General features: G+C 62.9%; 23 protein-coding genes. 12 read left to right on the plus strand and 11 right to left on the minus strand.

Features of this window, described 5'->3' with window-relative positions; all coding sequences use genetic code 11:
* Positions 1–305: 305 nt before the first annotated feature.
* Positions 306–1,211, plus strand: coding sequence for a LysR family transcriptional regulator (locus tag N436_RS12145; RefSeq protein WP_105948551.1), 906 nt, complete (start codon positions 306–308; stop codon positions 1,209–1,211).
* A 103-nt stretch (positions 1,212–1,314) separates the two neighbouring features.
* Positions 1,315–1,914 carry a hypothetical protein gene (locus N436_RS12150; protein WP_110741187.1) on the plus strand — a complete coding sequence of 200 codons (600 nt, stop codon included), beginning with the start codon at positions 1,315–1,317 and terminating at the stop codon, positions 1,912–1,914.
* A 106-nt stretch (positions 1,915–2,020) separates the two neighbouring features.
* Here the strand turns inward: N436_RS12150 and N436_RS12155 are convergent, their stop codons facing one another.
* Positions 2,021–2,899, minus strand: a complete 879-nt coding sequence (locus tag N436_RS12155) for a DMT family transporter (protein WP_060497105.1) — start codon at positions 2,897–2,899, stop codon at positions 2,021–2,023.
* A 247-nt stretch (positions 2,900–3,146) separates the two neighbouring features.
* Here N436_RS12155 and N436_RS12160 point away from each other — a divergent pair, with 247 nt between their 5' ends.
* A complete protein-coding gene (locus N436_RS12160; protein ID WP_110741134.1) occupies positions 3,147–3,971 on the plus strand; it encodes an aldo/keto reductase in 825 nt (274 codons plus the stop codon).
* A gap of 154 nt (positions 3,972–4,125) precedes the next feature.
* Here the strand turns inward: N436_RS12160 and N436_RS12170 are convergent, their stop codons facing one another.
* The 5 genes from N436_RS12170 to N436_RS12190 form a co-directional block, all read right to left on the minus strand.
* Positions 4,126–6,222 carry a bifunctional diguanylate cyclase/phosphodiesterase gene (locus N436_RS12170; protein WP_110741135.1) on the minus strand — a complete coding sequence of 699 codons (2,097 nt, stop codon included), beginning with the start codon at positions 6,220–6,222 and terminating at the stop codon, positions 4,126–4,128.
* A 163-nt stretch (positions 6,223–6,385) separates the two neighbouring features.
* Positions 6,386–6,880 carry a GNAT family N-acetyltransferase gene (locus N436_RS12175; RefSeq protein WP_110741136.1) on the minus strand — a complete coding sequence of 165 codons (495 nt, stop codon included), beginning with the start codon at positions 6,878–6,880 and terminating at the stop codon, positions 6,386–6,388.
* A 116-nt stretch (positions 6,881–6,996) separates the two neighbouring features.
* Positions 6,997–7,932, minus strand: a complete 936-nt coding sequence (gene catA / locus N436_RS12180) for a catechol 1,2-dioxygenase (protein WP_110741137.1) — start codon at positions 7,930–7,932, stop codon at positions 6,997–6,999.
* Between the two features lie 43 nt (positions 7,933–7,975).
* Entirely contained in the window at positions 7,976–8,266 is a 291-nt protein-coding gene (gene catC / locus N436_RS12185; protein ID WP_060497109.1) for a muconolactone Delta-isomerase, read from the minus strand.
* Positions 8,267–8,287: 21 nt separating this feature from the next.
* A complete protein-coding gene (locus tag N436_RS12190; protein ID WP_060497110.1) occupies positions 8,288–9,409 on the minus strand; it encodes a muconate cycloisomerase family protein in 1,122 nt (373 codons plus the stop codon).
* A 135-nt stretch (positions 9,410–9,544) separates the two neighbouring features.
* Here N436_RS12190 and catR point away from each other — a divergent pair, with 135 nt between their 5' ends.
* The 3 genes from catR to N436_RS12205 all read left to right on the plus strand — a co-directional run bounded on the left by catR (position 9,545) and on the right by N436_RS12205 (position 12,610).
* The gene (gene catR / locus N436_RS12195; protein ID WP_060497111.1) at positions 9,545–10,417 is read left to right on the plus strand and encodes an HTH-type transcriptional regulator CatR; all 873 of its coding nucleotides are present in this window, start codon (positions 9,545–9,547) and stop codon (positions 10,415–10,417) included.
* A gap of 123 nt (positions 10,418–10,540) precedes the next feature.
* The gene (locus tag N436_RS12200; RefSeq protein ID WP_105948586.1) at positions 10,541–11,308 is read left to right on the plus strand and encodes an SDR family NAD(P)-dependent oxidoreductase; all 768 of its coding nucleotides are present in this window, start codon (positions 10,541–10,543) and stop codon (positions 11,306–11,308) included.
* Between the two features lie 30 nt (positions 11,309–11,338).
* Complete coding sequence (locus N436_RS12205; RefSeq protein WP_104834566.1) at positions 11,339–12,610, plus strand: D-arabinono-1,4-lactone oxidase; 1,272 nt, start codon at positions 11,339–11,341, stop codon at positions 12,608–12,610.
* Between the two features lie 46 nt (positions 12,611–12,656).
* Here the strand turns inward: N436_RS12205 and N436_RS12210 are convergent, their stop codons facing one another.
* The 4 genes from N436_RS12210 to N436_RS12225 form a co-directional block, all read right to left on the minus strand.
* Complete coding sequence (locus tag N436_RS12210; RefSeq protein WP_110741138.1) at positions 12,657–13,454, minus strand: helix-turn-helix transcriptional regulator; 798 nt, start codon at positions 13,452–13,454, stop codon at positions 12,657–12,659.
* Positions 13,455–13,570: 116 nt separating this feature from the next.
* Positions 13,571–14,803, minus strand: a complete 1,233-nt coding sequence (gene eutH / locus N436_RS12215; protein ID WP_060497114.1) for an ethanolamine utilization protein EutH — start codon at positions 14,801–14,803, stop codon at positions 13,571–13,573.
* A gap of 272 nt (positions 14,804–15,075) precedes the next feature.
* A complete protein-coding gene (locus N436_RS12220) occupies positions 15,076–16,482 on the minus strand; it encodes an amino acid permease (RefSeq protein WP_105948543.1) in 1,407 nt (468 codons plus the stop codon).
* A gap of 85 nt (positions 16,483–16,567) precedes the next feature.
* Positions 16,568–17,599, minus strand: a complete 1,032-nt coding sequence (locus N436_RS12225) for a histone deacetylase family protein (protein ID WP_105948542.1) — start codon at positions 17,597–17,599, stop codon at positions 16,568–16,570.
* A 123-nt stretch (positions 17,600–17,722) separates the two neighbouring features.
* On the opposite strand from N436_RS12225, the gene N436_RS12230 reads away from it, so the two are divergent.
* Positions 17,723–18,205, plus strand: a complete 483-nt coding sequence (locus N436_RS12230) for an Lrp/AsnC family transcriptional regulator (protein WP_105948541.1) — start codon at positions 17,723–17,725, stop codon at positions 18,203–18,205.
* A 163-nt stretch (positions 18,206–18,368) separates the two neighbouring features.
* Here N436_RS12230 and N436_RS12240 read toward each other — a convergent pair whose 3' ends face one another.
* Entirely contained in the window at positions 18,369–19,280 is a 912-nt protein-coding gene (locus N436_RS12240) for a LysR substrate-binding domain-containing protein (protein ID WP_105948539.1), read from the minus strand.
* Positions 19,281–19,377: 97 nt separating this feature from the next.
* Here N436_RS12240 and N436_RS12245 point away from each other — a divergent pair, with 97 nt between their 5' ends.
* From N436_RS12245 to N436_RS12265, 5 genes are all read left to right on the plus strand, one after another.
* Positions 19,378–20,469 carry a tartrate dehydrogenase gene (locus N436_RS12245; protein WP_110741140.1) on the plus strand — a complete coding sequence of 364 codons (1,092 nt, stop codon included), beginning with the start codon at positions 19,378–19,380 and terminating at the stop codon, positions 20,467–20,469.
* A gap of 193 nt (positions 20,470–20,662) precedes the next feature.
* Positions 20,663–22,261: a BCCT family transporter gene (locus N436_RS12250; RefSeq protein ID WP_060497138.1), complete on the plus strand. Its 1,599-nt coding sequence runs from the start codon at positions 20,663–20,665 to the stop codon at positions 22,259–22,261.
* Positions 22,262–22,381: 120 nt separating this feature from the next.
* The gene (locus N436_RS12255; protein WP_105948536.1) at positions 22,382–23,503 is read left to right on the plus strand and encodes an aromatic ring-hydroxylating dioxygenase subunit alpha; all 1,122 of its coding nucleotides are present in this window, start codon (positions 22,382–22,384) and stop codon (positions 23,501–23,503) included.
* Positions 23,504–23,581: 78 nt separating this feature from the next.
* Positions 23,582–24,553, plus strand: a complete 972-nt coding sequence (locus N436_RS12260) for a PDR/VanB family oxidoreductase (protein WP_110741141.1) — start codon at positions 23,582–23,584, stop codon at positions 24,551–24,553.
* Between the two features lie 84 nt (positions 24,554–24,637).
* Entirely contained in the window at positions 24,638–25,717 is a 1,080-nt protein-coding gene (locus N436_RS12265; RefSeq protein WP_110741142.1) for a helix-turn-helix transcriptional regulator, read from the plus strand.
* Positions 25,718–25,720: the final 3 nt, after the last annotated feature.

The raw sequence follows: 25,720 nt of genomic DNA on the forward strand, positions 1-25,720 counted from the left end.
CAGGTGTTCTTTCAGCCGAGCGTGTGGGCTCGTGCTACCCCTCATCAGGTCTACACGGGGCTTGCGAAGCTGTCACGGCGGGCCGGTGCGGTCTTGCACGCAGGTGCTGACACACCGCCCCCTCGCGGAATTCGCGGGGCCAGGGGAAAGACTAGCCGAGCTTGGGCAGACTTCTAATAGAGTGGCTGTTAGGGGGTGATAGGCTGGCTCTGTCAGGCGTTGGCCGGCACATCCATACAAGGCAAGCAGGCCGCCCCCATGCTTCAATACACCGCCAAGCCCTCTACCCCCGGAACCCGAGCCCAATGAACCGCAACGACCTGCGCCGCGTCGACATGAACCTGCTGGTGCTGTTCGAAGCCCTGATGATCGAACGCAACCTGACCCGCGTGGGTGAAAAGCTGTTCATCACCCAGTCCACCGTCAGCGCCGCCCTCGCCCGCCTGCGCGAGCTGTTCGACGACCCGCTGCTGATCCGCAGCGGCCGGGCCATGGAGCCCACGCCAAGGGCCATGCAGATCTTCAGGGAGCTGGGCCCGGCCATGGACGTGATTTCCGCCGCCATCAGCCGCGCCCGCGAGTTCGACCCGGCCAGCAGTTGCAACGTGTTCCGCCTGGGCCTGTCGGACGATGCCGAATTCGGCCTGTTCCCGGCCCTGCTGCAGGCCTTGCGCGAAGAGGCCCCGGACATCAGCGTGGTGGTACGGCGTGCCAACTTCCTGCTGATGCCCGGCTTGCTGGCCAGCGGTGAAATTTCGGTCGGTGTGAGCTACACCACCGACCTGCCGGCCACCGCCAAGCGCCGCAAGCTGCGTAACATCGGCGTACGGGTGCTGCGCGCCGACGACCGCCCCGGCCCGCTGACCCTCGACGAATACTGCGCCCGCCCGCATGTGATGGTGTCGTTCTCCGGCGACATGAGCGGCAATATCGACCTGGACCTGGCGCGCATCGGCCGTTGCCGCAAGGTGGTGCTGGCGGTGCCGCAGTTCGGCAGCCTGCGTGCCCTGCTACGCAATACCGAGATGATCGCCACGGTGCCGGACTACGCCGCCTGCGCCCTGGCCGACGACGGCAGCTTGCGCGCCGACCCGGCGCCATTCGATATCACCGAGGCAGAGCTGTCGATGGTGTGGAGCGGCGCCCAGGACAACGACCCCGCCGAGCGCTGGCTGCGCGAGCGCATCCTGCAGTTCATGGCCACACAGTGACACATCGACCTCATCGATAGCCAACATGAATGCCATCAAGTTCCGTTGCGACCAGCCCGGGCGGAAGATGGCGGCATTCACTGAATCGTTGAGGGACCACCCCATGAAATCCGGCATGATCGCTGCCCTGCTCGCCTTGCTGGCCGCCCTCGTCGGTTGTGCCAGCCCGGCCACTACGGACACCGCACAGCCCTACGGGCACTTCTATTCGGCCACGGCCATCTCCAACGTTGCCCTGGCCCCCGGCCAGCGAGTGGCAGTATTGCTGGGACGGGATGCCGAGGCGACCCTTGCCTACCTCAGCAGCCACCGTACCCAGGGCGCCATACCCGCAGCAGGCCAGCGTGTCCCGGTGGCGACCCTGAACAGCGAAAGCCAGGCCTATGACTGGCTGGCGCGTTCACTGGCACAGCAGTTCTCCGAAGTGACGTTCTATGACGATCTGGACACACTGCTAGGCGACCACCCGGATGTGATCGTGCTGCTGGATACTGAGAGCCGTTTGGCCAGTGCAGGTATCGAGAGCCGCGTGCTAGCGCGTTTTTTCGATGATCAGCTGACCTATATCGGCCGTGCCGAAGGGCGTGCGAGCAAGCGCCTGGGCGATGTGGCGCGGGTGGCCGAGGATGAGCGGGCGGTGCAAACAGATGCCCTGCGGGACTTTGATGATTCGTTGCTGGCGTTATTGAAGGGTCGCGTTTAAGGGCCCCATCGCCGGCAAGCCAGCTCCCACAAGTACTGCGCAGGTTTCGAGGCCTGTGTAGTACCTGTGGGAGCTGGCTTGCCGGCGATAGGGCCGGTACAGGTTCTTACTTACGCCGCTGCATCCACGCCGCCCCCAGCCCACTGAGGCAAATCACCGAAATACCCACCAGGCTCAAGGTGTCCGGCACCTGGCTGTAAATCACGAACCCGAGCAACCCGGCAAACACGATTTGGCAGTAGCTGAACGGTGCCAGCAACGCTGGCGCCGCATGGCGGAAGGCCTGGGTCAGCAGCAGGTGCGCCGTCATGCCAAAGCCCCCCAGCGCCAGCATCAGCAACGCATGGTCCCAACGCGGCATTTCCCAGAAGAATGGCACCAGCGCACTCAACGCCAAGGTGTTGCACAGCCCCGCATAGAAGTTGCTGGTGGTCGGGCTGTCGTGCGCCGCCAGGATGCGCGTCAGCAGTTGGTAGAAACAGAACCCCAGCGCCGAACCGAACGGGTACAGAATGGCCGGGGTGAACATTGCTCCCCCCGGGTGTACCACCACCAGCACGCCGATAAAGCCCAACACCACCGCCACCCACTGCCCCACCGTCACCCGCTCTTTCAGCAGCGGTGCCGACAACGCGGTGACCAGCACCGGGGCAAGGAAGTTGACTGCCGTGGCCTCGGCCAGCGGCAGGTATTGCAGGCCCGTAGTGAACAACAGGCTGGTGCTGAGCAGGCTCAGGGCACGTAGTGTCTGCAACAGCGGCCGACGGGTGCGTAGCACGTTCATACCCGACTTGGGCAGAAAGATGCCGGCCATCAGCAGCGTATGCACTAAATAGCGTGCCCACACCACCATGATGATCGGGTACAGGCCGCCGAGGAATTTGGACAGGGCATCGTGGCTGGCAAACAGAAACGTCGCCACCACAACGAGGGCGATGCCACGCAGAGGTTGGTTGACGCCGGACAGCGGTGTGCTGGAACTCATGGCTCTCTCGATGACGGCGCGCCAGCAGGCAGCGCCCAGGGAAGGCCGCACAGGCATGGCCTGGCGGGTGCAACAGTTCGGATTCTAGAAGAGATGACGCAGCATAAGGAAGTTCAATTGCCGCTTGTCCAGGCCCACTGCATTTTCTGTTCGCTGATCGACCACTTTGTGCTCCGAGCGCATGGTCCGTGCCGTGCTGATCGTCGACCATCGACGCTGCCCCCTGCACACCCTACAAGGAATTTACATGCAAAGGCTCACCACCCGTAACGGCCTGGCCCTGCCCGCAATTGGCCTGGGCACCTGGCCGATGACTGGCACCGAGTGCACCCAGGCCGTGCGCCAGGCGCTGGACGTGGGTTACCGGCACATCGATACCGCCACCGCTTACGACAACGAAGCGGCTGTCGGCCACGCCCTGCGCGACAGCGACGTGCCACGCGAGCAGATCCACCTGACCACCAAGGTGTGGTGGGACCGCCTGGAACCCAAGGCCATGCGTCAGTCACTGGAAGACAGCCTGCGCGCGCTGGGCACCGAGCACGTCGACCTGTTCCACATTCACTGGCCCGGCCAGGACTGGGACCTGGCCCGCAGCATCGAAACGTTGGTAGCGCTGCGTGACGAAGGCAAGGCGCGGCATATCGGCGTGGCCAACTTCCCGCTTGGGCTACTGCGCCAGGTGGTGGAAACCCTGGGCGCACCGTTGTCGGCGATCCAAGTGGAATACCATGTGCTACTTGGCCAGCAACCGCTGCTTGATTACGCGCGCCGCCATGACCTGCTGCTCACCGCCTACACCCCGCTGGCCCGTGGCCAGGCGGCGGCGCAGCCGGTGATCCAGGCGATTGCCCACAAGCACGGCGTGCTGCCCAGCCAGGTGGCGCTGAAGTGGCTGCTGGACCAGGATGGCGTGGCAGCGATTCCCAAGGCCAGCAGCCGCGAAAACCAACTGGCCAACCTGGCAGCGCTGGACGTGCAACTGGATGACGAAGACCGTGCGGCGATTGCCGGGTTGCCGAAGGATCAGCGGGTGGTAAGCCCGCCGTTTGCGCCGGATTGGAATAGCTGAAGTTCATAAGCGCGACACGGGCCTTGTGGGAGCGGGCGCGCCCGCGAAGAAATCAACTCGGTGGCTGGCACCGGCTGCGCCGGTGTTCGCGGGCACGCCCGCTCCCACAAGGACTGCAAAAGCTTTTAGATTTTGAGTACGACCGCGTAAGCCGTCAGCCTGGCGTAATGACCTGCTTCAACCGCTCGCTCGCCGGCGCCGGTCGCCCGTACAGGTAACCCTGAAAGTGCGAACACCCTTCCGCCGCCAACCGACGCATCTGCTCTTCCGACTCCACCCCCTCGGCCGTGGTCTTGATCATCAGGCTGTTGGACAGGTCGGTAATGGCGCGAATGATCGACATTGCTTCGCGGCTGTCGCACATGTCGTGCACGAACGACTTGTCGATCTTGATTCGGTCGAACGGGAACGACCGCAGGTAACCCAACGATGAGTAGCCGGTCCCGAAGTCGTCCAGCGAAATGGACACACCCAGGTCTTTCAACGCACGCAAGGTGCGCACGTTTTCCTCACTGTTGCCCAGCAGTACCGACTCGGTAATTTCCAGCTCCAGCCGCTGCGGCGGCAGGCCGGAGTCGGCCAGCGCCAGGGCGACGATATGGACAAGGTTGCCATTTTTGAACTGCACCGCCGACAGGTTGACCGACACGGTCTGCTCGCTGTCCCAACTGGCCGCTTCCTGGCAAGCCAGGTTCAGTGCACGCGTGCCCAGTTCGTGGATCAGCCCGGTTTCTTCGGCAATGGGGATGAAGTCCATGGGCATGACCATGCCACGGGTCGGGTGCTCCCAGCGCAGCAACGCCTCGTAACCGGTAACGCTGCTGGTCTGCTGGTCGACCACCGGCTGATAGTGCAGCTGCAACTGGCCCAGATGCAGTGCGGTACGCAGGTCGGTTTCCACCAGGCGGCGCTGGCGGGCCGCGACGTCCAGCTCTACGTCGAAACACTCGTAGCGGTTGCGGCCATTGCGCTTGGCCTCGTACAGCGCCATGTCGGCATAACCGAGCAGCTGCTCGGCCTGGTCGTGGTCATCGGGGGCGATGGCAATGCCGATGCTCACCCCCACAGTGAACTGGTGCCCCTCGATCTGGAACGGCGGGCAGATGGCGTTGATCAACCGCTGCGCGGTGTTGCACGCGGCATCCCGGCCATCCAGGCCGGTCAGCACCACGGCAAACTCGTCCCCCCCCAGACGGGCCAGGGTGTCGTGCTCGCGCAACTCGCGGCGCAGGCGTTTGCCCAGCTCGCGCAGCAGCTTGTCGCCAAAGGCATGGCCCAGCGAGTCGTTGATGTTCTTGAAGTTGTCCAGATCCAGGCACAGGGCGGCGGTCAATTTGGCGCTTTCGTCTCCGCGTACAAGCGCCTGGCGCAGGCGCTCGTGGAACAGGGTGCGGTTGGGCAGCCCGGTGAGCGCGTCATGGTGTGCCATGTGGTGGATCTGCGCATGGGCGGCCAGCTCTTCAGTGGCGTCTTCGGCCACGAACAGCACGTAGTCGGCCTGGCCCTCGCGGTTCTGGCTGAGCAAGGTACGGCTGCGCAAGGTGCGCGGGCCGCGGGCGGTGTCGACCCGGGTTTCGGCGGCATGGCCTTTGGTAGTACGGGCACCACGGGTCAGTTGCTGCTCAAGGTAATCAGACGCCGCCGGGCTCAGGCACTCGCCAGGCAACTGCCCGATCATGCTGCGCCCCGGCCCGCCGAACAGGCGCTCGGCCTGCTGGTTGGCCAACAGGATGCGCTGGCTTTCCAGGTCCTGGACGATGACGCTGGCAGGAATGTTGGCAATCACCGAATCCAGGAACTGAGACAGCTTGGTCATTTCCTGGCTGTACTGCTCGGCCAGTTCCTTGGCCTGCAACAACTCCTGCTCCTGGCGATGGCGCTCGGAAATGTCACGGGTGACCTTGGCGAACCCCACCAGTTGCCCGGCATCGTCGTGCACCGCTTCGATGACCACATGGGCGTGAAAGGCGGTGCCGTCCTTACGCAGGCGCGAACCCACTTCTTCAAAGCGCCCGGTGCTGCGCGCTTGCTCCAGGTTCAGCGCCGGCAGCCCGGCTGCACGCTCGGCATCGCTGTAAAACAACGAGTAATGCTGGCCGACAATTTCATCGGCATGGTAGCCCTTGGCACGTTGGGCACCGGGGTTCCAGTTGGCGACAATACCCTCGGGGGTGAGCAGGTAGATGGCGTAGTCCACCACGCTCTGGATCAACAGCCGGTACATGATGTCGGGGTTTGCAGCTAGCGACATGAACTTTACCTGAACCCTCGAGGGGCATGAGAAGGGATCCCGGCACGCTGTGGCCGGGTCTTGGAATGCGTTGATGGCATTATGCCGCTCATGACGATTTTGTGAAGTGGCTCACAAAAATCTCGCTATTCCCCTTCAAGGACGAACGAAGCCAGATAAAGCCTCAATGGCGGGCGCCACTCACCAGGAAATTCAGCAAGTCAGGCTCATCGTCCAAGGCAATCGCCTGTGCCGGGCGCGACAGGTTCGCCAGCACTGCGTTGCAGAACGCCACCGCGGGCGGATCCTGTGCGTAGCAGCGCAGCAACCAGTCGCCCTCGCCGCTCAGCAACTGCAGCGCCACCGCCTGGCCGATACCCTGACGACGGTACTTTTTCAGGATGAACAGGTCGGCCAGTTCGAGGGCATCGATGCCCGGCAACTCGCTGCGTTCCACCAGTACGAAACCGGCGATGAAGCCGTCCGCCAGCACCAGGTAGGCGCCCCAACCGTCGTCCTGCCAGTAGCGCTGCAGGTGCTCGTCGTGGATGTAGAAGCGGCCATCCACTTCGACGTCTTCCTGCTCCCAGTCGGAGGACTCGTAAGAATAGAACTGGTAGAGGTTACGGATCAGCGGGGCCTGGTCGGCGGTAGTCGGTATCAGTGCGATCGGGAGCATGGTGCGGGCTCGGGGTAAAAGGCCGATTCTAGATGACAAGCGGCCGACAGCAAAAAGCCCAGGCCCTCCCCGCACGGAAAGGCCCAGGCCAAAACACTGTGAACCCAGGCTAGAACTCAGCCTTCCTGCAATGCACGCGGCCGATGGCTGCGCGCTTCGGCCTCCGGCGCTGCAGCCGCCTGCAGGTGGAAGTCGAACGCCAGTTCGGCAAAGCGCTCACCCTGAACACCGCGATCACGCGCGGCAGCGGCATCATCGACAAAGCGCAGCTCGCCAATCAGCCCGTCACGGGTGGCGTAGGCGAAGTCATCCCACAGGTACTTGTCGCCCTCGAAGTTGATCTGCGTGGTCAGGTGACGGTACCCAGGTGCCGAGATGAAGAAGTGCACGTGCGCCGGGCGCTGGCCGTGGCGGCCAAGCAGGTCCAGGCATTCCTGGGTCGGGCCCTGCGGGTCGCAGCCGTACCCCGACGGCACGATGGAGCGCGCACGGTAGCGGCCCTCGGCATCGGTGATGATGCGGCGGCGCAGGTTGTATTCGGACTGGGTCGAATCGAAGTACGAATAAGTGCCCTGGGTGTTGGCGTGCCAGAGGTCGACGGTGGCACCGGCCAGCGGCTTGCCATCGGCATCGAACACCTGGCCCTGAAGGAACATCACCACACCCGGGTCGGTGCCGTCGTCCATGCGCGCTTCGCCTTGCGCCAGCGGGGCACCGGCCACGTACAGCGGGCCTTCGATGGTGCGCGGTGTGCCGCCACCCAGGCCGGCTTCGGCGTCCTTGGCGTCTTGCAGCAGGTCGAGGAAGTGCTCGATACCCAGGCCTGCGGCCAGCAGGCCCGCCTCGTTACGGCCGCCCAGGCGGTTGAGGTAGTCAATGGCGTGCCAGAATTCGTCTTCGGTGATTTCCAGGTCTTCGACCAGGCGCGCGGTGTCCTGCAGGACACGCAGGATGATCTGCTTGAAGCGTGGGTTGCCCTCGGCATGGTCCAGGCCAGCCACCTTGTTGAAGAAGGCTTGAACATCGGCAGTGTGGGAAATTTTCACGGTCATCGTGCTTACCTCGTATTGTTCTTGTCGGGTAGTCAGGTGCGAATCAGCGGTCGTCGCTGTGGATCGACGAAGGGTGCCGGCACAGGCCGTTCACCTCGATGTCCATGTACGGGAACAGCGGCAGTTGCATCAGGGTATCGTGCAGCGCCTCGACGCTGGGCACATCGAACACGCTGTAGTTGGCATAGTGCCCGGCAATGCGCCACAGGTGGCGCCAGGTACCTTCGCGCTGCAGGCGCTGGGCCAGTTCCTTTTCGTCGGCCTTGAGCCGGGCGGCCTTGGCCGGGTCCATGTCGACGGGCAGTTTCACGGTCATCTTCACGTGGAACAGCATGATTATCTCCTTGTTTGCTGATCAGCGACGGGCGAAACGCGCCAGGCGCTGTTCGTCCAGGGTCAGGCCCAGGCCTGGGGTACGGGGAATGTGCAGCTGGAAGTCGCGGTACTGCGGCGGCTCGTTGACGATTTCTTCGGTCAGCAGCAGCGGGCCGAACAGCTCGGTGCCCCAGGTGAGTTGGCGCAGGGTGAGGAAGGCGTGGGCCGACGCCAACGTGCCGATCGAACCTTCGAGCATGGTGCCGCCATACAGGGCGATACCGGCGGCCTCGGCGATTTGCGCAGTACGCAGCACGGCACGCGGGCCACCGTTCTTGGCGATCTTCAGCGCGAAGATGCTGGCCGCGCCATCGGCGGCCAGGCTGAAGGCATCCTCGACGCTTTCAATCGATTCATCGGCCATGATCGGTGCCGGGCTGCGCTGGTTCAGGCGCACCTGGCCACCCCGGTTGATGCGTGAAATCGGTTGTTCGATCAGGTCGATGCCGTTGTCGCCCAGTACCTGGCAAGCGCGAATGGCCTGGGATTCGTCCCAGTACTGGTTGACGTCGACGCGCACGCTGGCGCTGTCGCCCAGCTCACGCTTGATGGCCACCACGTGCTTGAGGTCCTGCTCCACCGGGTTGGCGCCGATCTTCAGCTTGAACACCCGGTGACGGCGAATTTCCAGCATGTGCTGGGCTTCGGCGATGTCGCGGGCGGTGTCGCCACTGGCCAGGGTCCAGGCCACTTCCAGGCTGTCACGCACACGGCCGCCCAGCAGTTCGCTGACCGGCAGGCCCAGGCGCTTGCCCTGGGCGTCGAGCAAGGCGCTTTCGATACCCGACTTGGCAAAGGTATTGCCCTTGGCCAGCTTGTCCAGCTTGAGCATGGCGGCGTTGATGTTGTCCGCCGCCAGGCCGATCAGCGCAGGCGCCAGGTGCGCATCGATGTTGGCCTTGATGCCCTCGGGGCTTTCGTAGCCATAGGCCAGGCCACCGATGGTGGTGGCCTCGCCGATACCTTCCACGCCATCGCTGCAGCGCACGCGCAATACCACCAGGGTCTGTTGCTGCATGGTGTGCATTGCCAGCTTGTGCGGGCGAATGGTCGGCAGGTCGACGATAATTGCTTCTATGCGTTCAATCAGCGCGCTTGTCATTGTAGCCAGGTCCCGTCAGGTCGGGCTGCCAGTGGCAATCCCGAATGGTGCATTTACTTGCGTGTTCAAGGATTGCGCGAGACCCTGATGACCGTCCAATATCAAATGAATCTCCCACCATACCCTGGAGGTCTTGTGGAGCTGCGCCACCTGCGTTACTTCAAAGTCCTGGCCGAAACCCTCAATTTCACCCGTGCCGCCGAGCTGCTGCACATTGCCCAGCCACCACTGAGCCGGCAGATCAGCCAGCTGGAGGACCAGCTCGGTACCCTGCTGGTGGTGCGCGAACGCCCGCTGCGGCTGACCGAGGCGGGTCGCTTCTTCTATGAGCAGACCTGCACCGTGTTGCAGCAATTGCAGAATATCAGCGACAACACCCGGCGCATTGGCCAGGGCCAGCGCCAGTGGCTGGGCATCGGCTTTGCCCCCTCGACCCTGTACAACGTGCTGCCGGAGCTGATCCGCGAGCTGCGCCAGGACAGCGAGCTGGAACTGGGCCTGAGCGAGATGACCACGCTGCAGCAGGTGGAAGCGTTGAAGAGCGGGCGCATCGACATCGCCTTCGGGCGTATTCGCATCGATGACGCGGCCATTGCGCAACAGGTATTGCGCGAGGACCCGCTGGTGGCCGTGCTGCCCAAGGGCCACCCGCTGGCGGGCAGCCCGCTTAGCCTTGCCCAGCTGGCGAGCGAGGCCTTCATCCTCTATCCGGCCAACCCCCGACCCAGTTATGCCGACCACGTACTGGCGCTGTTCGCCCAGCACGGCATGAGCATCCGCGTCAGCCAGTGGGCCAACGAACTGCAAACCGCCATCGGCCTGGTGGCGGTGGGCGTGGGGGTGACCCTGGTGCCGGCGTCGGTGCAACAGCAGCACCGTACCGATATCGAGTATGTCGGTTTGCTGGATAGCGGCGCGGTCAGCCCGATCATCCTCAGCCGCCGCAAGGGTGATGTGAGCCCGGTCGTGCAGCGGTGCCTGACGTTGATCGAACGGCAAAACCACTAGCCCGCCGCCCGTATACCCATCGGTATATGGATGTTCCCGTTGTTCTGTTTCATGCTCCGCCACGCGAATCGCGAAACGCCCGGGCTGCAAGAACAGATCAATAACAAACAACGGGAGTCGAACATGGCGGGACGTCTCAACGGCAAGGTAGCGCTGATTACTGGCGGCGCGGGGGGCTGCGGGCTGGCTGCATCGCAGCTGTTTGCAGCTGAAGGGGCTCGGGTGGGCATTGTCGACCTGCCAGGCAGCAAGGGCGCCGAGGTAGCCCGGGCACTGCGCGATGCAGGCCACGACGTTATTTTCGCGGCGGCCGATGTGTCGGACGCACAGCAAGTGAAGGCGGCAGTGGCGGCTGTAGAGCAAGCCTTCGGGCACATTACCGTGCTGATGAACCACGCCGGCATCCTCGCCGCCCTGCCCTTTCTGGACACCAGCGAAGAAGAGTGGGACCGGGTGATGGCAGTGAACGTGAAAAGCATGTTCCTGGTCACCCGCGCCGTCCTGCCGGGCATGCTGGCCGCCGGTGGCGGCAGCATCGTCTGCACCTCATCCATCTCGGCTGTGGTGGGCACACCCATGGAGGTGCTGTATTGCACCAGCAAGGGCGCCACGCACATGTTCGCCCGGGCCATCGCCGTGGAGTTCCGTGACCGGGGCATCCGCGCCAACGCCATTTGCCCAGGCTTTATCGCCACCGCCCACGGCCTGCGCGAGATCGACATGCTGCGCCGGCATGGCGTGGATGTGAGCGAAGAAGCCATTGCAGCCGCCCAGGGGCGCTTGTGCGAGCCTTCGGAAGTGGCCAGCGCAGCCTTGTTCCTGGCCAGTGACGACGCCAGTTTCGTCAACGGCGCACACCTGTTTGCCGACAACGGCTACACGGCCATCTGAGCAGAAGAACAACAAGCAGGAGAGACCAACGTGACCACCTCTTCCAACAACATGCACATCAACGAATTTGGCCTGGAACACGCGCATTGGCGCAACTGGGCCGGCAATCAGTCCTGCATCCGTGCAGCACGCGGGGCGCCAGCCAGTGAAGACGAACTGTGTTCGATGGTGAACCAGGCCAGCAGCAATGGCATGAATGTGCGTGTGGCCGGTTCCGGACATTCCTTTACCCCGGTGGCGCTGACCAATGGCCTGCACCTGAGCCTGGCCAACATGAGTGGCGTGCGCCACATCGACCCTGAGAAAAAGCGCGTCACCGCTGCCGCCGGCACCACCATCAATGCCTTTGGCAAGGCACTGCGTGCAGCGGGCTTGTCGATGGTCAACCAGGGCGACATCGACAGCCAGTCGATTGCCGGCGCCCTGACCACTGGCACCCACGGCACCGGCCTTACCTTGGGCAACCTCGCTTCGTCGATTGTCGGTATGAAGCTGGTGCAGCCCAATGGCGAAATCCTGGTGGTGGACGAAAGCACCCCCGACCTGTTGCAGGCCGGCCGGGTGTCGCTGGGTGTGCTGGGCATCGTTTCCGAACTGACCTTGCAAGTGACCGACAGCTTCAACCTGCACGAGCGCATCTGGCGGGAAGACTTCGAAAGCGTGATGGAAAAGCACGACGAACTGGCGCGCACGCACCGCCACTTCAGCTTCTTCTGGTGCCCCTACGAACAAAGCCGCCACTGCTATTGCCTGCCCGATACTGCCGCCACCTCCACCACCGGGCGCACTACCGACGTGTGCGAAGTCAAGGTCATGGACATTACCGACCGCCCGGCCTGGGAGAGCGAATTCGAGAAAGTGGCGTACAGCTCGGATGTGTACCCGATCGAGTACCTGCCCAACTTCCACGAACTGGAATACGCCGTGCCGCTGCGACACAGCAAGGAAGCGCTGCGGGCAGTGCGCAAGCTGATGCTGGAGGACTTCCCCGAGGCCATCTACCCCATCGAGTACCGTTTCACGGCCGGTGACGGCGCATGGATGAGCCCGTTCTTCGAGCAGGACAGCGTGACCATTTCGGTGTCTGGCCAACCGGGTACCGATTACTGGGACTACCTGCGGGCGGTGGATCAGATTCTGCGTTCGTATGGCGCCAGGCCGCACTGGGGCAAGCTGCACTTCCTGACCGGTGAGGATGTGAGTGCCATCTACCCGCGGGCTGAGGACTTCCGTAATTTGCGCCGGCAGCTTGACCCGCAGGGCATCTATCTCAGCGAGCACCTGAGCCCGCTGTTCAAATAACCTGCTGATTTCACATCCTGGGGCTGCTTTGCGGCCCCTTTCTTTATCAGGCCTTGGCCAGGTAGTCGATGAACAGGCGGAACAACTCGGCGTTGGTGGAAATTTCCAGACGCTGGTAGATGTTGTGCTTGTGCACCTTCACCGTCCCATCGGAAATACTCAGCTGCCGCGCAATCGACGCATTGCTGTGCCCCTGCAACAGCAACTTGGCGATCAGGCGCTGGGTCTCGGTCAACTGCCCTTGCAGGATCTCGACAAAGGCATCCTCCAACACCGCCCCCTCCGGCGTAGCGCGCAGGCAATCGGCATAACGCAACCGGCAATGCTGACCGAACACCGACGCCAGCAGTGGCGCCATGCCCGCCAGCAGCTCCATTTCAACAGCACTGAAATCGCCACTGCCGTGGTTGCGCATCAGCGAATAGACCATCGCCACCTGGGGCCGCAACGGCATGATGAAGCCCACCTCTTCTACCGCCGTGCCGTAGTCGGACGACACACAAGGGTGGATATCCTTGGAGATGGCAAAGCCCGAAGAGAAGAAGCAGTCAGGCGCCAGCTCGCTCATGCGCCACACCCCGGCCGGATGCTCGTTGACGCAGGCAACGTAGAAAGGATCGAGCAGGTAACCGCCTCGCACGTAGGCATTCAGGGTGCGCTCGGTTACCGAATGGTTGTAGCCGTTATGCACCAGCAGCGCAGGCTGGTTGAACTGGAACAGGTAAGCGCAACTCATGTCGAACGCCAGCGTGCCCCGCAGCCAGACATCCAGCGCCGGCCCCAGTTGCTCACTGCCGATCGCCTCGATTACCGCCGCCAGCCCCTTCGCCTCATCTTTTGTCATTGTTCACCACGCTCTCGTGCACGGAAGGCCTGTGCGACCTTACCGGCTTGATTGGCAAAAAGCACAAAATCCGGGGCGCCCTGGACGCTCCGGATCATGTGCATGACGTTTTTGGCTCAGGACGGTTCGGCCGCTACCTTGAACGCACCGGCGGCATCATCCTGGCGCCCCATCTCCTGCGCCTTGGGCACCGCCAGCCAACTGGCCAGCAGCATGGCGATCAGGCCACCACTGAGCTTGCCGATCATCAGCGGCAGTATCAGCGAGGGTTGGAAGTTGGCCGAGAAGGCCATGTGGTCGCCAAAGGTAAAGGCGGCGCACACCGAAAAGGCGATCACCAGCACCTTGTCCTTGGGCGGCATTTCGCTGACCAGCCGGAACATGGCCAGGATATTGGCCGAGGCCGCCAGCACCCCGGCCGCACCGACACCGGACATGCCAAAGCGCGAGGCCACCCGCTCGATCGGCCGCGCCAGGAAGCGCTTGAGCAGGTGCACCATGGGGAACGCACCGCACAGCATCAGGCCGATGTAGCCGGCTATTTCCAGGGCACGGAACTGGTCGTCGGCGTCGGCAATGATTGGCGCGAACCCCCAACTGCCGAACAGGTGGCTGAACAGGCCGGTGAAGTACTGCACGATGGACGCCACCAGCACCAGCACCACGGCGATGTACATGAACTGGCCGAGCTTGAGGAACAGGTACACCATCAGCGTCGGGAAATAGCGCAATGCCGCCGCCAGGGCGATACAGAACAGGATCAGCGGCATCAGGTTGCGCAGCAGCATCGCCCAGGTGAAGTGCAGCGCCTGGGTGGCGGCGCCAGTGGTGGCGATGTCGGGGCGCACGCTCAGGCCCAGGGCCTGCATGGCCATGGCGATGATCATGATGCTCAGCGGGATGGTCAGCAGCCCGGCCATGATCCCCAGGGCCATATACTTGTGGTCGACCTTGCGCAACATGGCCAGCCCCACCGGGATGACGAAGATGATCGTGGCGCCGCACTGAAAGCCGGTAATCAGGCCCAGGATCCAGCCTTCGGGGCTTTGCGCCAAGGCCTTGGCCAGCTGGTAGCCGCCCATGTCCGAGGCGATGAAGATGGGGCCGGCAATGCCGGGGTCGGCACCGATGGCCAGGAACAGCGGCGCGATCACATGGCTGATGCCCGCCGAAATGTAAGGGATCGCCGCCATGATGCCCGCTACCGGGATGAAGATGGGGCCGATGCTGTGCAGGCCGGCGATGAACTCCTGGCCCAGCTCGCCCTCGGGATTATAAATGGATGCCACCGCACCCAATACCGCGCACACCATGATGACGTAGATGACATAGGTGCCGATGCTTTCCATTTGCCGCCTCATTTTTAGAGTTGTCGGGTTGGCAGGACTGAAAGGTCACGGGGCATCGTTGTTGTTATGGCGTGTGCAAGGTGCGCCCCGTCGAGGGGTTAAGCTATGCGGCAAGGTGATGGGCTGTCCATATACCGGGAGGTATATGCAGTTGTTCGCCTGACACAGGTCCTGTGGGAGCGGGCATGCCCGCGAAGCAGGCGACTCGGTACATGGCACCGGCTACGCCGGTGTTCGCGGGCTCGCCCGCTCCCACAGGGTATGTGATCGGCTCAGATATGTGGTTGAGTGCGACGGTGGTAAGCCACCAACAGGAACACGAACCACAACGGCATCACGCACAGCGCCAACCGGGTATCCGGTTGCAACGCCAACAGCACCAACACAAAGGCGAGAAAAACCATGCTGGTGACCGCCATCGGCACCCCGCCCGGCAGCTTGAACTGCGAAGCCTGGTGCGCGGCCGGGTTGCGCTTGCGGTAGGCAAGGTACGCCGCAAGGATCATCGACCAGGTGAAAATCACCAGAATCGCCGACACCGTCGAGATCAGTGTAAACACCGTCATCACCTCGGGAATGATGAACAGCAGGCTCAGCCCGATCACCATGCACACCCCGGAAAACACCAGGCTGTATACCGGCACACTGAGTGCCGAAAGCCTGGCGAACACGGCCGGCGCGTTACGCCGCTCGGCCAGGCCGAACAGCATCCGGCACCCCGAATAGACCCCACTGTTTGCCGAGGACGCTGCCGACGTCAGCACCACGAAGTTGATCATGCCTGCCGCCGCCGGGAAGCCCGCCAGCAGGAACAGTTCGACAAAGGGGCTGCGGTTGGCCGGCACTTCTGCCCACGACACCACGCTGATGATGCACACCAGCGCCAGGATGTAGAACAGCAGGATGCGCAGCGGGATGGTGTTGATCGCCTTGGGCAGCGAGCGCTGCGGGTTTTTCGCTTCTGCCGCGGTGGTGCCGATCAGCTCGGTACCGGCAAACGAGAACACGGCAATCTGGAACCCGGCGAAGAAACCGCTGATGCCATGGGGCAACACGGCGCCCGGCGCGACCACGTTGGACAGCGAGGCCACCACGCCATTGGGCGAGGTATAGGACGTGGCGATCATCACCGCCGCCGTGATGATGAGTAGCACGATGGCGACGATCTTGATGATGCCGAACCAGAACTCCACCTCACCAAATATACGGACCGCCAGCATGTTCAGCCCCAGCAGCACGAACAAGGTGAAGAACGCCGGCACCCAGGCTGGCGTGTCCGGGTACCAGTACTGGAAGAACCCGGCCACCACGACCACGTCCCCCACCACCGCCACACTCCAGCTCAGCCAGTACGACCAGCTCAGCACGAAGCCGGCGCGCGGGCCCAGGTAATGGGCGACGATATCGGCAAACGACTTGAAGCGCAGGTCGGACAACAGCAGTTCGCCCATGGCGCGCATGACGAGGAACACGAAGAACCCGAGAATGGCGTACACCAGCAGGATAGAGGTACCGGACAGCGCAATCACCTTGCCCGAGCCCATGAACAGGCCCGTGCCGATGGCGCCGCCGATGGAAATCAGCTGGATGTGGCGGTTTTCCAGTGTGCGTTGCAGGTGCCCGTCACGGTCGGGCGTTACCGGTTTGCTTTGCTCAAGGCTTGCGGGCATGTCTTGCATGGCGACCTCTTGTTATTGTTGGTCTGCAGGTTGTGCTACGCCGTGCCAGGCCTGCACGGGGCCTGGCCACGGGGTGTTGTGTCGGTCAGCGCGCGCTTTCGAACCCTTGCAGGGTGTTCACCGCATTGATGCCGATTTCGTCGACCATGTAGCCGCCTTCCATCACGAACAGGGTCGGGATGCCGGCACTGGCGATCTCGGCGCCCATGCGCAGGAAGTCTTCGCTGGTGAGCTTGAAGTGGCTGATCGGGTCATCCTCGAACGTGTCCACACCAAGCGACACCACCAGGAATTCGGGCTTGTGCGCGACGATGCGCTTGAGCGCGTCCTGCAGGGCTGGCTGGTACTGCGCCCAACGCGTGCCTTTACCCATCGGGTAGTTGGCGTTGAATCCCTCGCCCGCACCTGCGCCCTGCTCATGGGCGTAGCCGGAGAAGTACGGGTAGGACACATGCGGGTCGCCATGCAGGGAGGCGAAGAACACGTCAGGGCGGTCGTAGAAGATGTTCTGTGTGCCGTTGCCATGGTGGAAGTCCACGTCCAGCACCGCCACACGCCTGGCGCCCTGGCTGAGGCAGCGCTCTGCAGCGATGGCGGCGTTGTTCAGGTAGCAATAGCCACCCATGTATTCGCGAGCCGCATGGTGCCCCGGTGGACGGCACAGGGCGAAGGCACTGTTGGCGCCGTCGATGATGCGCTGCATGCCGGTGAGGGCAACGTTGGCGCTGCTGCGCACGGCCTCCCAGGTGCCGGCCGTGATCGGCGCACCCGCGTCCATGGCATAGAAACCCAGCTTGCCGTCGATGAAGCCGGGTTCGCGGTCGATGGCCAGGTCACGCACCGGCCATACCAGCGGCAGGGCATCGTGGCGCTTGCCGGTGGCGGCCCATTCCGACCAGGCGGTTTCCAGGAAGGTGACGTAGCGCTCGCTGTGCGCCGCCACATAGCAGGCGCGGTCGAAGGATTGCTCGGCAATCACATCGCCCAGGCCGGTGCTGTGCACCCGGGCCAGCACGGTGTCGGCGCGCCGGGGGTTTTCGAACGAGGGCGTGATGGCGCCGTCCTTGAGTTCCGAGCCGTGGTGCAAGCGGTGGTTGTTGCTAAAGACTGTCAGCACGCGAATGTCCTTTTTCAAGGGGTTACCGGATAACCAATTTTCGCGAGAGCACGCTGAAAATGCTTTGCTTTATGCTCATTCGCACCCGATGATTGAGCAAAGTATTCACAGAGTCAGCCTGTTATGAGCAAAGCTTTTGCCATTGAACAACTGGACGACACCGACCGCGAGCTGCTGCGTCTTTTACAGGAAGACGGCACCCTGTCGAGTGCTGCGCTGGGCGAGCGCCTGTCGATGACCGTGACGCCTTGCTGGCGCCGACGCAAACGCCTGGAAGAGCTGGGCATCATCAAGGACTACCAGGCCAACCTTGACCGCCGGAAGCTGGGCTACGACGTGATGGCGTTTGCCCAGGTGCGTTTTGGTAACCACTCGGCCGAAGCGCCGGATGAGTTCGAGCAGGTGATTCTGAAGCTGCCGCAGGTGTTGTCGTGCCACAAGGTGACGGGTGAAGCCGATTATGTGCTGACGGTTTTGGCGACTGATCTAGAGAGTTATGGGCGGTTTGTGGAAGAGGTGTTGCGCAGGCAGCCGGGGATTGCCTCGATCCAGTCGAGTTTGGCGTTAAGGGAAGTGAAGGCGGTTTCCCGGATACCGGTGGCATGAAGGCTTACACGATATGCTTTTGACTTTTGTGGGAGCGGCCTTGTGTCGCGAAAGGGCTGCAAAGCAGCCCCAGCAAACTCTGCACCTCTGCTGAAATCCCGGGGCTGCTGCGCAGCCCTTTCGCGACACAAGGCCGCTCCCACAAAAAATCAAAGGCAGCGGCCTACCCCGGCAAGCTGTAACGCTCGGCAAAGTACTGCCGAAAAAAGTCCACCGCCACCCGCACCTTGGCCGAACTGGCCAGCGGCGAGGTATACACCGCCCAGATATCCGCCGGCTGGTGATAGTCCTCCAGCACCTGCACCAGGCGCCCGTCCTGCAGGCTGTCGTGCACATCCCACCACGAACGCAGCAATATCCCGCGCCCATCCAGGCACCACTGGTGCGCCACTTCGCCATGGTTGGTCGACAGGCCGCCGGTCACCCGCACGCTTTCTTCGCCGTTAGGCCCCATCAGTTGCCACACACCAAACGGGTGATCACGCTCCTTGATTACCAGGCAATCATGGCTGGCCAGGTCGCCCAGCACCTTGGGCGTACCGCGCCGCGCCAGGTAGGCCGGCGCGGCGCACAGCACCCGGCGGTTACGCGCCAGCGGCTTGGCAATCAGGTTGGGGGCAATGGCATTACCCACGCGGATGTCCAGGTCCACGCCCTCCGCAATCAGGTCCACCAGGCGGTCGTGCACGTCCAGGCGAATGTCCAGTCGCGGGTAGCGTTCGGCCAGCTCCGACAAGGCCGGCGCCACGAAGCGCCGGCCCAGCCCCAGGCTGCTGGCAATGCGCAGCTGGCCGGCCGGCTCGCGGTGCTGGGCGCTGATGTCATCGCCCATGCGCTGCACGGCATCGAAAATCTGCAACGCCCACTGATACACCCGCTCGCCCTCCTCGCTCACCGTCACCCGCCGTGTGGTGCGGTGTAGCAGCCGCACCTCCAGGGTTTGTTCGAGCATGCGAATGCGTTTGCTGATGTACGCCGCCGACATACCCAACTCGTCGGCCACGGCCGCGAAGCTGGCACGTTTGGCCACCTGCAGGAAAATGTTGAGGTCGTCGAGGCTGGGCAGATTATTCACGTAGTGTGTTCCAAGAATCCATGATTGGCCAGATTATCTCCGAAGCAAGCCCTTATAGCATGGCCAGCACCTGTTCCCTAGACAACGAGTGCACCCCATGAGCAAGACCTTCAGAATCGCGGCAATCCCTGGCGACGGCATCGGCAACGAAGTACTGCCAGAAGGCATTCGCGTGGTCGAGGCCGCTGCGCGCAAGCACGGCCTGGATATCAGCTTCGAGTTCTTCGAGTGGGCCAGCTGCGATTACTACCTGGCCCACGGCAAGATGATGCCGGACGACTGGTTCGAACAGCTCAAGGACTTCGACGCCCTGTACTTCGGTGCCGTGGGCTGGCCAGACAAGGTGCCGGACCACATCTCGCTGTGGGGTTCGCTGCTCAAGTTCCGCCGCGATTTCGACCAGTACGTGAACATTCGCCCGGTGCGCCTGTTCCCGGGCGTGCCGTGCCCGCTGGCTGGCCGTGAGCCAGGTGACATCGACTTCGTGGTCATCCGCGAAAACACCGAAGGCGAATACTCCTCCCTGGGTGGCCGCATGTTCGAAGGCACCGAGAACGAGTTCGTGCTGCAGGAGTCGGTGTTCACCCGCCGCGGTGTCGACCGCATCCTCAAGTATGCCTTCGACGTGGCCCAGACCCGCGAACGCAAGCACGTCACCTCGGCCACCAAGTCCAACGGCATGGCCGTGAGCATGCCGTACTGGGACGAGCGCACCGCAGCCATGGCTGCCAATTATCCGGAAATCAGCTGGGACAAGCAGCACATTGATATCCTCTGCGCCCGCTTCGTGCTGCAGCCCGACCGCTTCGACGTGGTTGTAGCCTCGAACCTGTTTGGCGACATCCTGTCCGACCTCGGCCCGGCCTGCGCTGGCACCATCGGCATCGCACCGTCCGCCAACCTCAACCCCGAGCGCAAGTTCCCGTCGCTGTTCGAACCGGTACACGGCTCGGCACCAGACATCTACGGCAAGAACATCGCCAACCCGATCGCGATGATCTGGTCGGGCGCACTGATGCTGGACTTCCTCGGCAACGACGGCGCCGATCCACGTTACCGCGCCGCCCACGACGACATCCTCAAGGCCATCGAGCAGGTCATCGCCGCCGGCGAGGTGACCCGCGACATGGGCGGGCAGCAGACCACCCAGCAGGTGGGCCAGGCCATCACTGCACTGGTCGAAGCCTGATGCACAGGGGCCGATTGTCAGAACTGTCTGACAATCGGCCCCTTGCCTCTTGCGAGCGGCGTGGATTGTATGCAAAATCTGTTAACCGTTAGATTCTAGTCAACTAAAGGTTAACAACCAAGGAAGGAGCAGCACCGCAACACCCCGGATGCCTGCCGGGTATAACAAGTACGCCAACGTCCAGGAGACGATGATGTCGCACAAGAATAAAAAGATTGATGTGTTCCTGATTACCGTGAGCCTGATTGCCGTACTGCTCACCGTGATTGGCCTTGCAGCCTTCCCCGCCCAGGCTGAAAGCGCCGCCAACCAGTTGTTCGAACTGTCCACCCGCACCTTCGGTACCAGCGTGCAGGTGCTGGTGTTCGCCAGTACCCTGGCCGTGCTGTACCTGGCCTTCAGCAAGTACGGCAACATCCGCCTGGGCAGTGGCAAGCCGGAATATGCCACCGCCACCTGGGTGTTCATGTTCATCTGCGCCGGCATGGGGTCGTCGACCCTCTACTGGGGTGTGATGGAGTGGGCCTACTACTACCAGACCCCGGGCCTGAACATCGCCGCCGCCACCCCGAAGGCGCTGGAATACAGCGTCGGCTACTCGTTCTTCCACTGGGGTATCAGCGCCTGGTCGATCTACGCCCTGGCTTCGCTGGCCATGGCTTATCACTTCCATGTTCGCAAGAAGAGCGGCCTGAACCTGGCCTCGATCGTCGAAGCGGTGACCGGCTTCAAGGCCACCGGCCCGGTGGGCCGCAGCGTCGACCTGATCTTCCTGCTGACCATGATGGGCGCACTGACCGTGTCGCTGGCCCTGACCGCTTCCACCCTCACCCGTGGCCTGCATGACCTGACCGGCACCCCGGACACCTTCACCGTGCAACTGATGGTGATCGGTGGCGTGGCGGTGATGTTCTCGCTCAGCTCGTACATCGGTATCGATGGCGGCCTGCAGCGCCTGAGCAAGATGGTGTGCATCGGCGCCCTGGTATTTGCTGCCGTGATCCTGCTGGTCGGCCCGACCCAGTTCACCATCAACAACACCGCCAACTCGATTGGCCTGATGATCCAGAACTACGTGCACATGAGCCTGTTCACCGACCCGGCCGGCGACGGCGCCTTCACCCGCAACTGGACGGTGTTCTACTGGCTGTGGTGGGTGTCGTACGCACCAGGCGTGGCCATGTTCGTGACCCGCGTTTCGCGTGGCCGGCAAATCAAGGAAGTGGTGCTGGCCCTGCTGCTGGGTGGCAGCTTCGGTTGCTGGTTCTTCTTCGGCGCGCTGGAAAGCTACAGCATGCACCAGTTCATCACCGGCGCGGTGGATGTACCGAAGATGCTCGCTGAACAAGGCGGCGAATCGGCCGTGACGCACTTGTTGCTGGCGTTGCCGTGGGGCCAGGTGTTCCTCGGTGTGTACCTGTTCATCATGGCCATCTTCTGTGCTTCGCACATGGATGCCGCAGCCTACGCGGTGGCCGCCACCAGCACCCGCAACCTGCGTGAAGGCGATGACCCGACGCCAACCCACCGCCTGTTCTGGTGCGTGGTGCTGACCCTGGTGCCGCTGGCCATGCTGTTCGCCAAGGCCTCGCTGTCGACCATGAAGACGGCCGTGGTGCTGACCGCGATCCCGTTCATGGTGATTCTGCTGGTGAAGATCTACGGCTTCTTCAAGTGGATGATCGCTGACTACGGCCAGGTATCGGCCCACGTCATCGAGGAAGAAGCTGCACGCATGGCCGGAGAGGAACCCGCCGAGCATGCCCCACGCAGCGCCGCTGCCGTGCATTGATTGAATCATCGGGGCTGCACCACAGCCCCTTTGCAAGACTGCAAATTTTTTTGCCTGATCTGTTAACCAACAGATACGCGTTAACCAACAACTATAAACCGAGCTTGTGAGATACCTGTCATGAACGACTTCAAACGCCTGCCCGCCGATTTCTGCGCGAATGCCGACGAGGCCTTCACCATCCCGGCCAACTTCTACACCCAGGCCGCCGTGTTCGAGCACGAGAAAGAAGCCATCTTCGCCCGCAGCTGGATCTGCGTGGGCCACCGCAGCGAAGTGGCAGACAACAATGCCTACATCACCCGCGAAGTGATTGGCGAAAGCATCATTGTCGTGCGCGGCCGTGACAGCGTGCTGCGTGCGTTCTACAACGTCTGCCCGCACCGTGGCCACCAGCTGCTCAGCGGCAGCGGCAAGGCCAAGAACGTCATCACCTGCCCGTACCACGCCTGGACCTTCAAGCTCGACGGCGAGCTGGCCCACGCCCGCAACTGCGACAACGTGGTCAACTTCGACAAGGAAAATTCCACCCTGGTGCAGCTGCGCGTAGAAGAATACGCCGGGTTCATCTTCATCAACATGGACATGGACGCCGGCTCCGTCGAAGACCAGCTGCCAGGTATGCAAGCCCGTATGCGTGAGGCCTGCGCGGTAATCGACGACCTGCACCTGGCGGCGCGTTTCGTCAGCGACACCCCGGCCAACTGGAAGTCGATCGTCGACAACTACCTGGAATGCTACCACTGCGCCCCGGCGCACCCAGGCTTCTCCGACTCGGTGGACGTTGGCCAGTACAGCCACAGCCTGCACGGCAACTGGACCCTGCAGTACGGCCTGGCCAAGCCTTCGGAGCAGTCGTTCAAGTTCGACGAAAATGTGAAGGACCCGTCGTTCGCCGGCTTCTGGGCCTGGCCATGCACCATGTTCAACGTGCCGCCAGGGGCCAACTTCATGACCGTGATCTACGAGTTCCCGGTCGATGCCGAAACCACCCTGCAGCACTACGACATCTACTTCCTCAACAAGGACATCACTGAAGAGCAGCAGAAGCTGATCGACTGGTACCGCGAAGTGTTCCGCCCAGAAGACCTGCGCCTGGTCGAAAGCGTGCAAAAGGGCCTGAAATCGCGTGGCTACCGTGGCCAGGGCCGCATCATGGCCGACCGCGAGCGCAGCGGCATGAGCGAGCACGGCATCGCCCACTTCCACAACCTGATCGCCGTGGCCCACCTCGACGATTGATGGCAACCGCTCCACGTTAATGTGCATGTAAAGGTGCGCGGCAGGGCCTGCCGCACACCCCGGCAGTCGAGGTGAACCATGGCCAACACTTATGAAATGTTCAGCGTCCGCGTAACTGACGTGGAACACGCCACGCCGCTGATCAAGCGCTTTACCCTGGCCCGCGAAGACGGCGCGGCGATGCCCGCCTTCACCGGTGGCAGCCACGTCATCGTGCAGATGCAAGGCGCCGACGGCAGCCAGTTCAGCAACGCCTACTCGCTGATGAGCGACCCGCGCGACACCCGCAGCTACCAGATTGGCGTGCGCCTGGAAGAGCAGTCCAAGGGCGGCTCGGCGTTCATGCACCAGCAGGTGGAAGTCGGCACCCGCCTGACCATTTCTTCGCCCAACAACCTGTTTGCCCTGGACCCTTCAGCTGGCCGCCATGTGCTGATTGCCGGTGGTATCGGCATTACCCCGTTCCTCGCGCAACTGCATGAGCTGGAAGGCGGCAGCACCGACTACGAGCTGCACTATGCCTTCCGCGCACCGGAACACGGCGCGTTTCAGGAGCAACTGGCCAGTGGCCCGCACGCGGCCAATACCCGTTTCTACATCGACAGCCTCGACCGCAAGCTCGACCTGGCCGCCTTGTGCGCCGGGCTGGACGAGCAAGCGCACCTGTACGTGTGCGGCCCCAAACCACTGATCGACGCGGTCATCGCCTGCGCGGCCCAGGCCGGCATTGCCGAGCACCGCGTGCATTGGGAACAGTTTGCCGCCACCCCCGTCACCGGCAGCGCCTTTACCGTGGTGCTGGCGCAGTCGGGCGTGGAGTTGCAGGTGGAAGAAGGCATGACCATTCTGCAGGCCATTGAAAAGTCCAAGGCCGCCAAGGTCGAGTGCCTGTGCCGCGAAGGCGTGTGCGGTACGTGCGAGACCGCCATTCTGGAGGGCGAGGCCGAGCATTATGACCAGTACCTGAGCGACGAGGAGAAGGCTGCCCAGCAGAGCATCATGCTGTGCGTCTCGCGCGCCCGTACGGCGCGGCTGGTGCTGGATCTGTAAGTTAGCGTTGCAAAGGCCGTCAACCAAAAGTTGACGGCTTGCGTATACTGGCAGGCTCTTGGCCCAGATCAGGACACCCTGCCGATGTTGGAAAACAGCTTTGCCTTCCGCCTCAAGGAACTGCTTGAGCATCACAAGCTGACCCTGCAAGCCGTGGGCACGGCCTTGGGCATCTCGCGCACCGCAGTGCACAAGTGGACCCGTGGCGGCGAGATCGACTACGACAACCTGCGCAAGCTGGCCGACTTTCTCAAGGTCAACTGGATCTGGCTACGCTATGGCGACGAAGCCCTGCAGAACATCCAGCAACCGCAGGTGGTCGAACTGCCGATGACCGACCTGCGCCGGCGCCTGACCGCCGAGATCATGGAAAGCGAAACGCGCATGAAGCTGGCCCAGGAAGGCGCGCGCATCGTCACCTGGGAGTGGAACCTGATCAGCGACGAAGTCACCTACTCGCCTAACGTCGAGCAGGTGTACGGCTGGCCGGTGCACCACAACGAAGACTTCTGGAAGCACCTGCCCGACGAAGACGTGCAGCGCATGCAGGCGATGTACGCCGAGGCGGTAGCCGAAGGCACGGGTTGTGAGTGCGACTTCCGCATCACCCGCCCCGATGGCGAAATACGCTGGATTTCCTCCCGCGCCACGGTGGTACGCGACAGCGCCGGGCGCTCGGTGAAAATGGTCGGCATCAGCATGGACAACACCGAACGCCAGGTGGCCCAACAGGCGCTGAGCCAAAGCGAGGAACGCTTCCGGGCGATCTTCGAACTGGCCTGGGGCGCCCTCGCCTACATCGACCCGGACGGCACCTGGCAGCGGGTCAACAACAGCCTGTGCGAGCTGCTGGGCTACCGCGCCGAAGAGCTTTACGGCATGACCTTCCAGCAAATCACCCACGCTGACGACCTGGGGCAGAACCTGCAGCTGTTACAACGCATGCTGGCCGGTGAAACCGAGCGTTACGAGGTAGAAAAACGCGTGCGCCACAAGAACGGCGCGTACATCTGGGTGCGCGCCCGCACCTCGTTGCAGCGCCATGCCAATGGCGAGCCGGAGCACCTGATCAGCGTGTTCGAAGACATCAGCGCCGAGCGCCTGGAACATGAACGGCTGCAGGCGCACATCGCCGCGCTGGAGGCTCGACTGGCCTCCCGCTAAGCA

Origin of the sequence: Pseudomonas sp. RV120224-01b, from assembly GCF_003208145.1 — a bacterium.
Lineage (GTDB): Bacteria > Pseudomonadota > Gammaproteobacteria > Pseudomonadales > Pseudomonadaceae > Aquipseudomonas > Aquipseudomonas monteilii.

Bases quoted from the DNA above. Each gene is read 5' to 3' on its own strand.
- eutH (WP_060497114.1), bottom strand. From the start codon at position 14,803: ATGGAAAGCATCGGCACCTATGTCATCTACGTCATCATGGTGTGCGCG.
- N436_RS12250 (WP_060497138.1), top strand. From the start codon at position 20,663: ATGTCGCACAAGAATAAAAAGATTGATGTGTTCCTGATTACCGTGAGC.
- N436_RS12175 (WP_110741136.1), bottom strand. From the start codon at position 6,880: ATGCTCCCGATCGCACTGATACCGACTACCGCCGACCAGGCCCCGCTG.
- N436_RS12255 (WP_105948536.1), top strand. From the start codon at position 22,382: ATGAACGACTTCAAACGCCTGCCCGCCGATTTCTGCGCGAATGCCGAC.
- N436_RS12145 (WP_105948551.1), top strand. From the start codon at position 306: ATGAACCGCAACGACCTGCGCCGCGTCGACATGAACCTGCTGGTGCTG.
- N436_RS12170 (WP_110741135.1), bottom strand. From the start codon at position 6,222: ATGTCGCTAGCTGCAAACCCCGACATCATGTACCGGCTGTTGATCCAG.
- N436_RS12150 (WP_110741187.1), top strand. From the start codon at position 1,315: ATGAAATCCGGCATGATCGCTGCCCTGCTCGCCTTGCTGGCCGCCCTC.
- catC (WP_060497109.1), bottom strand. From the start codon at position 8,266: ATGCTGTTCCACGTGAAGATGACCGTGAAACTGCCCGTCGACATGGAC.
- N436_RS12230 (WP_105948541.1), top strand. From the start codon at position 17,723: ATGAGCAAAGCTTTTGCCATTGAACAACTGGACGACACCGACCGCGAG.
- N436_RS12265 (WP_110741142.1), top strand. From the start codon at position 24,638: ATGTTGGAAAACAGCTTTGCCTTCCGCCTCAAGGAACTGCTTGAGCAT.
- catA (WP_110741137.1), bottom strand. From the start codon at position 7,932: ATGACCGTGAAAATTTCCCACACTGCCGATGTTCAAGCCTTCTTCAAC.
- N436_RS12260 (WP_110741141.1), top strand. From the start codon at position 23,582: ATGGCCAACACTTATGAAATGTTCAGCGTCCGCGTAACTGACGTGGAA.
- N436_RS12190 (WP_060497110.1), bottom strand. From the start codon at position 9,409: ATGACAAGCGCGCTGATTGAACGCATAGAAGCAATTATCGTCGACCTG.
- N436_RS12160 (WP_110741134.1), top strand. From the start codon at position 3,147: ATGCAAAGGCTCACCACCCGTAACGGCCTGGCCCTGCCCGCAATTGGC.
- N436_RS12155 (WP_060497105.1), bottom strand. From the start codon at position 2,899: ATGAGTTCCAGCACACCGCTGTCCGGCGTCAACCAACCTCTGCGTGGC.
- N436_RS12210 (WP_110741138.1), bottom strand. From the start codon at position 13,454: ATGACAAAAGATGAGGCGAAGGGGCTGGCGGCGGTAATCGAGGCGATC.
- N436_RS12245 (WP_110741140.1), top strand. From the start codon at position 19,378: ATGAGCAAGACCTTCAGAATCGCGGCAATCCCTGGCGACGGCATCGGC.
- N436_RS12200 (WP_105948586.1), top strand. From the start codon at position 10,541: ATGGCGGGACGTCTCAACGGCAAGGTAGCGCTGATTACTGGCGGCGCG.
- N436_RS12220 (WP_105948543.1), bottom strand. From the start codon at position 16,482: ATGCAAGACATGCCCGCAAGCCTTGAGCAAAGCAAACCGGTAACGCCC.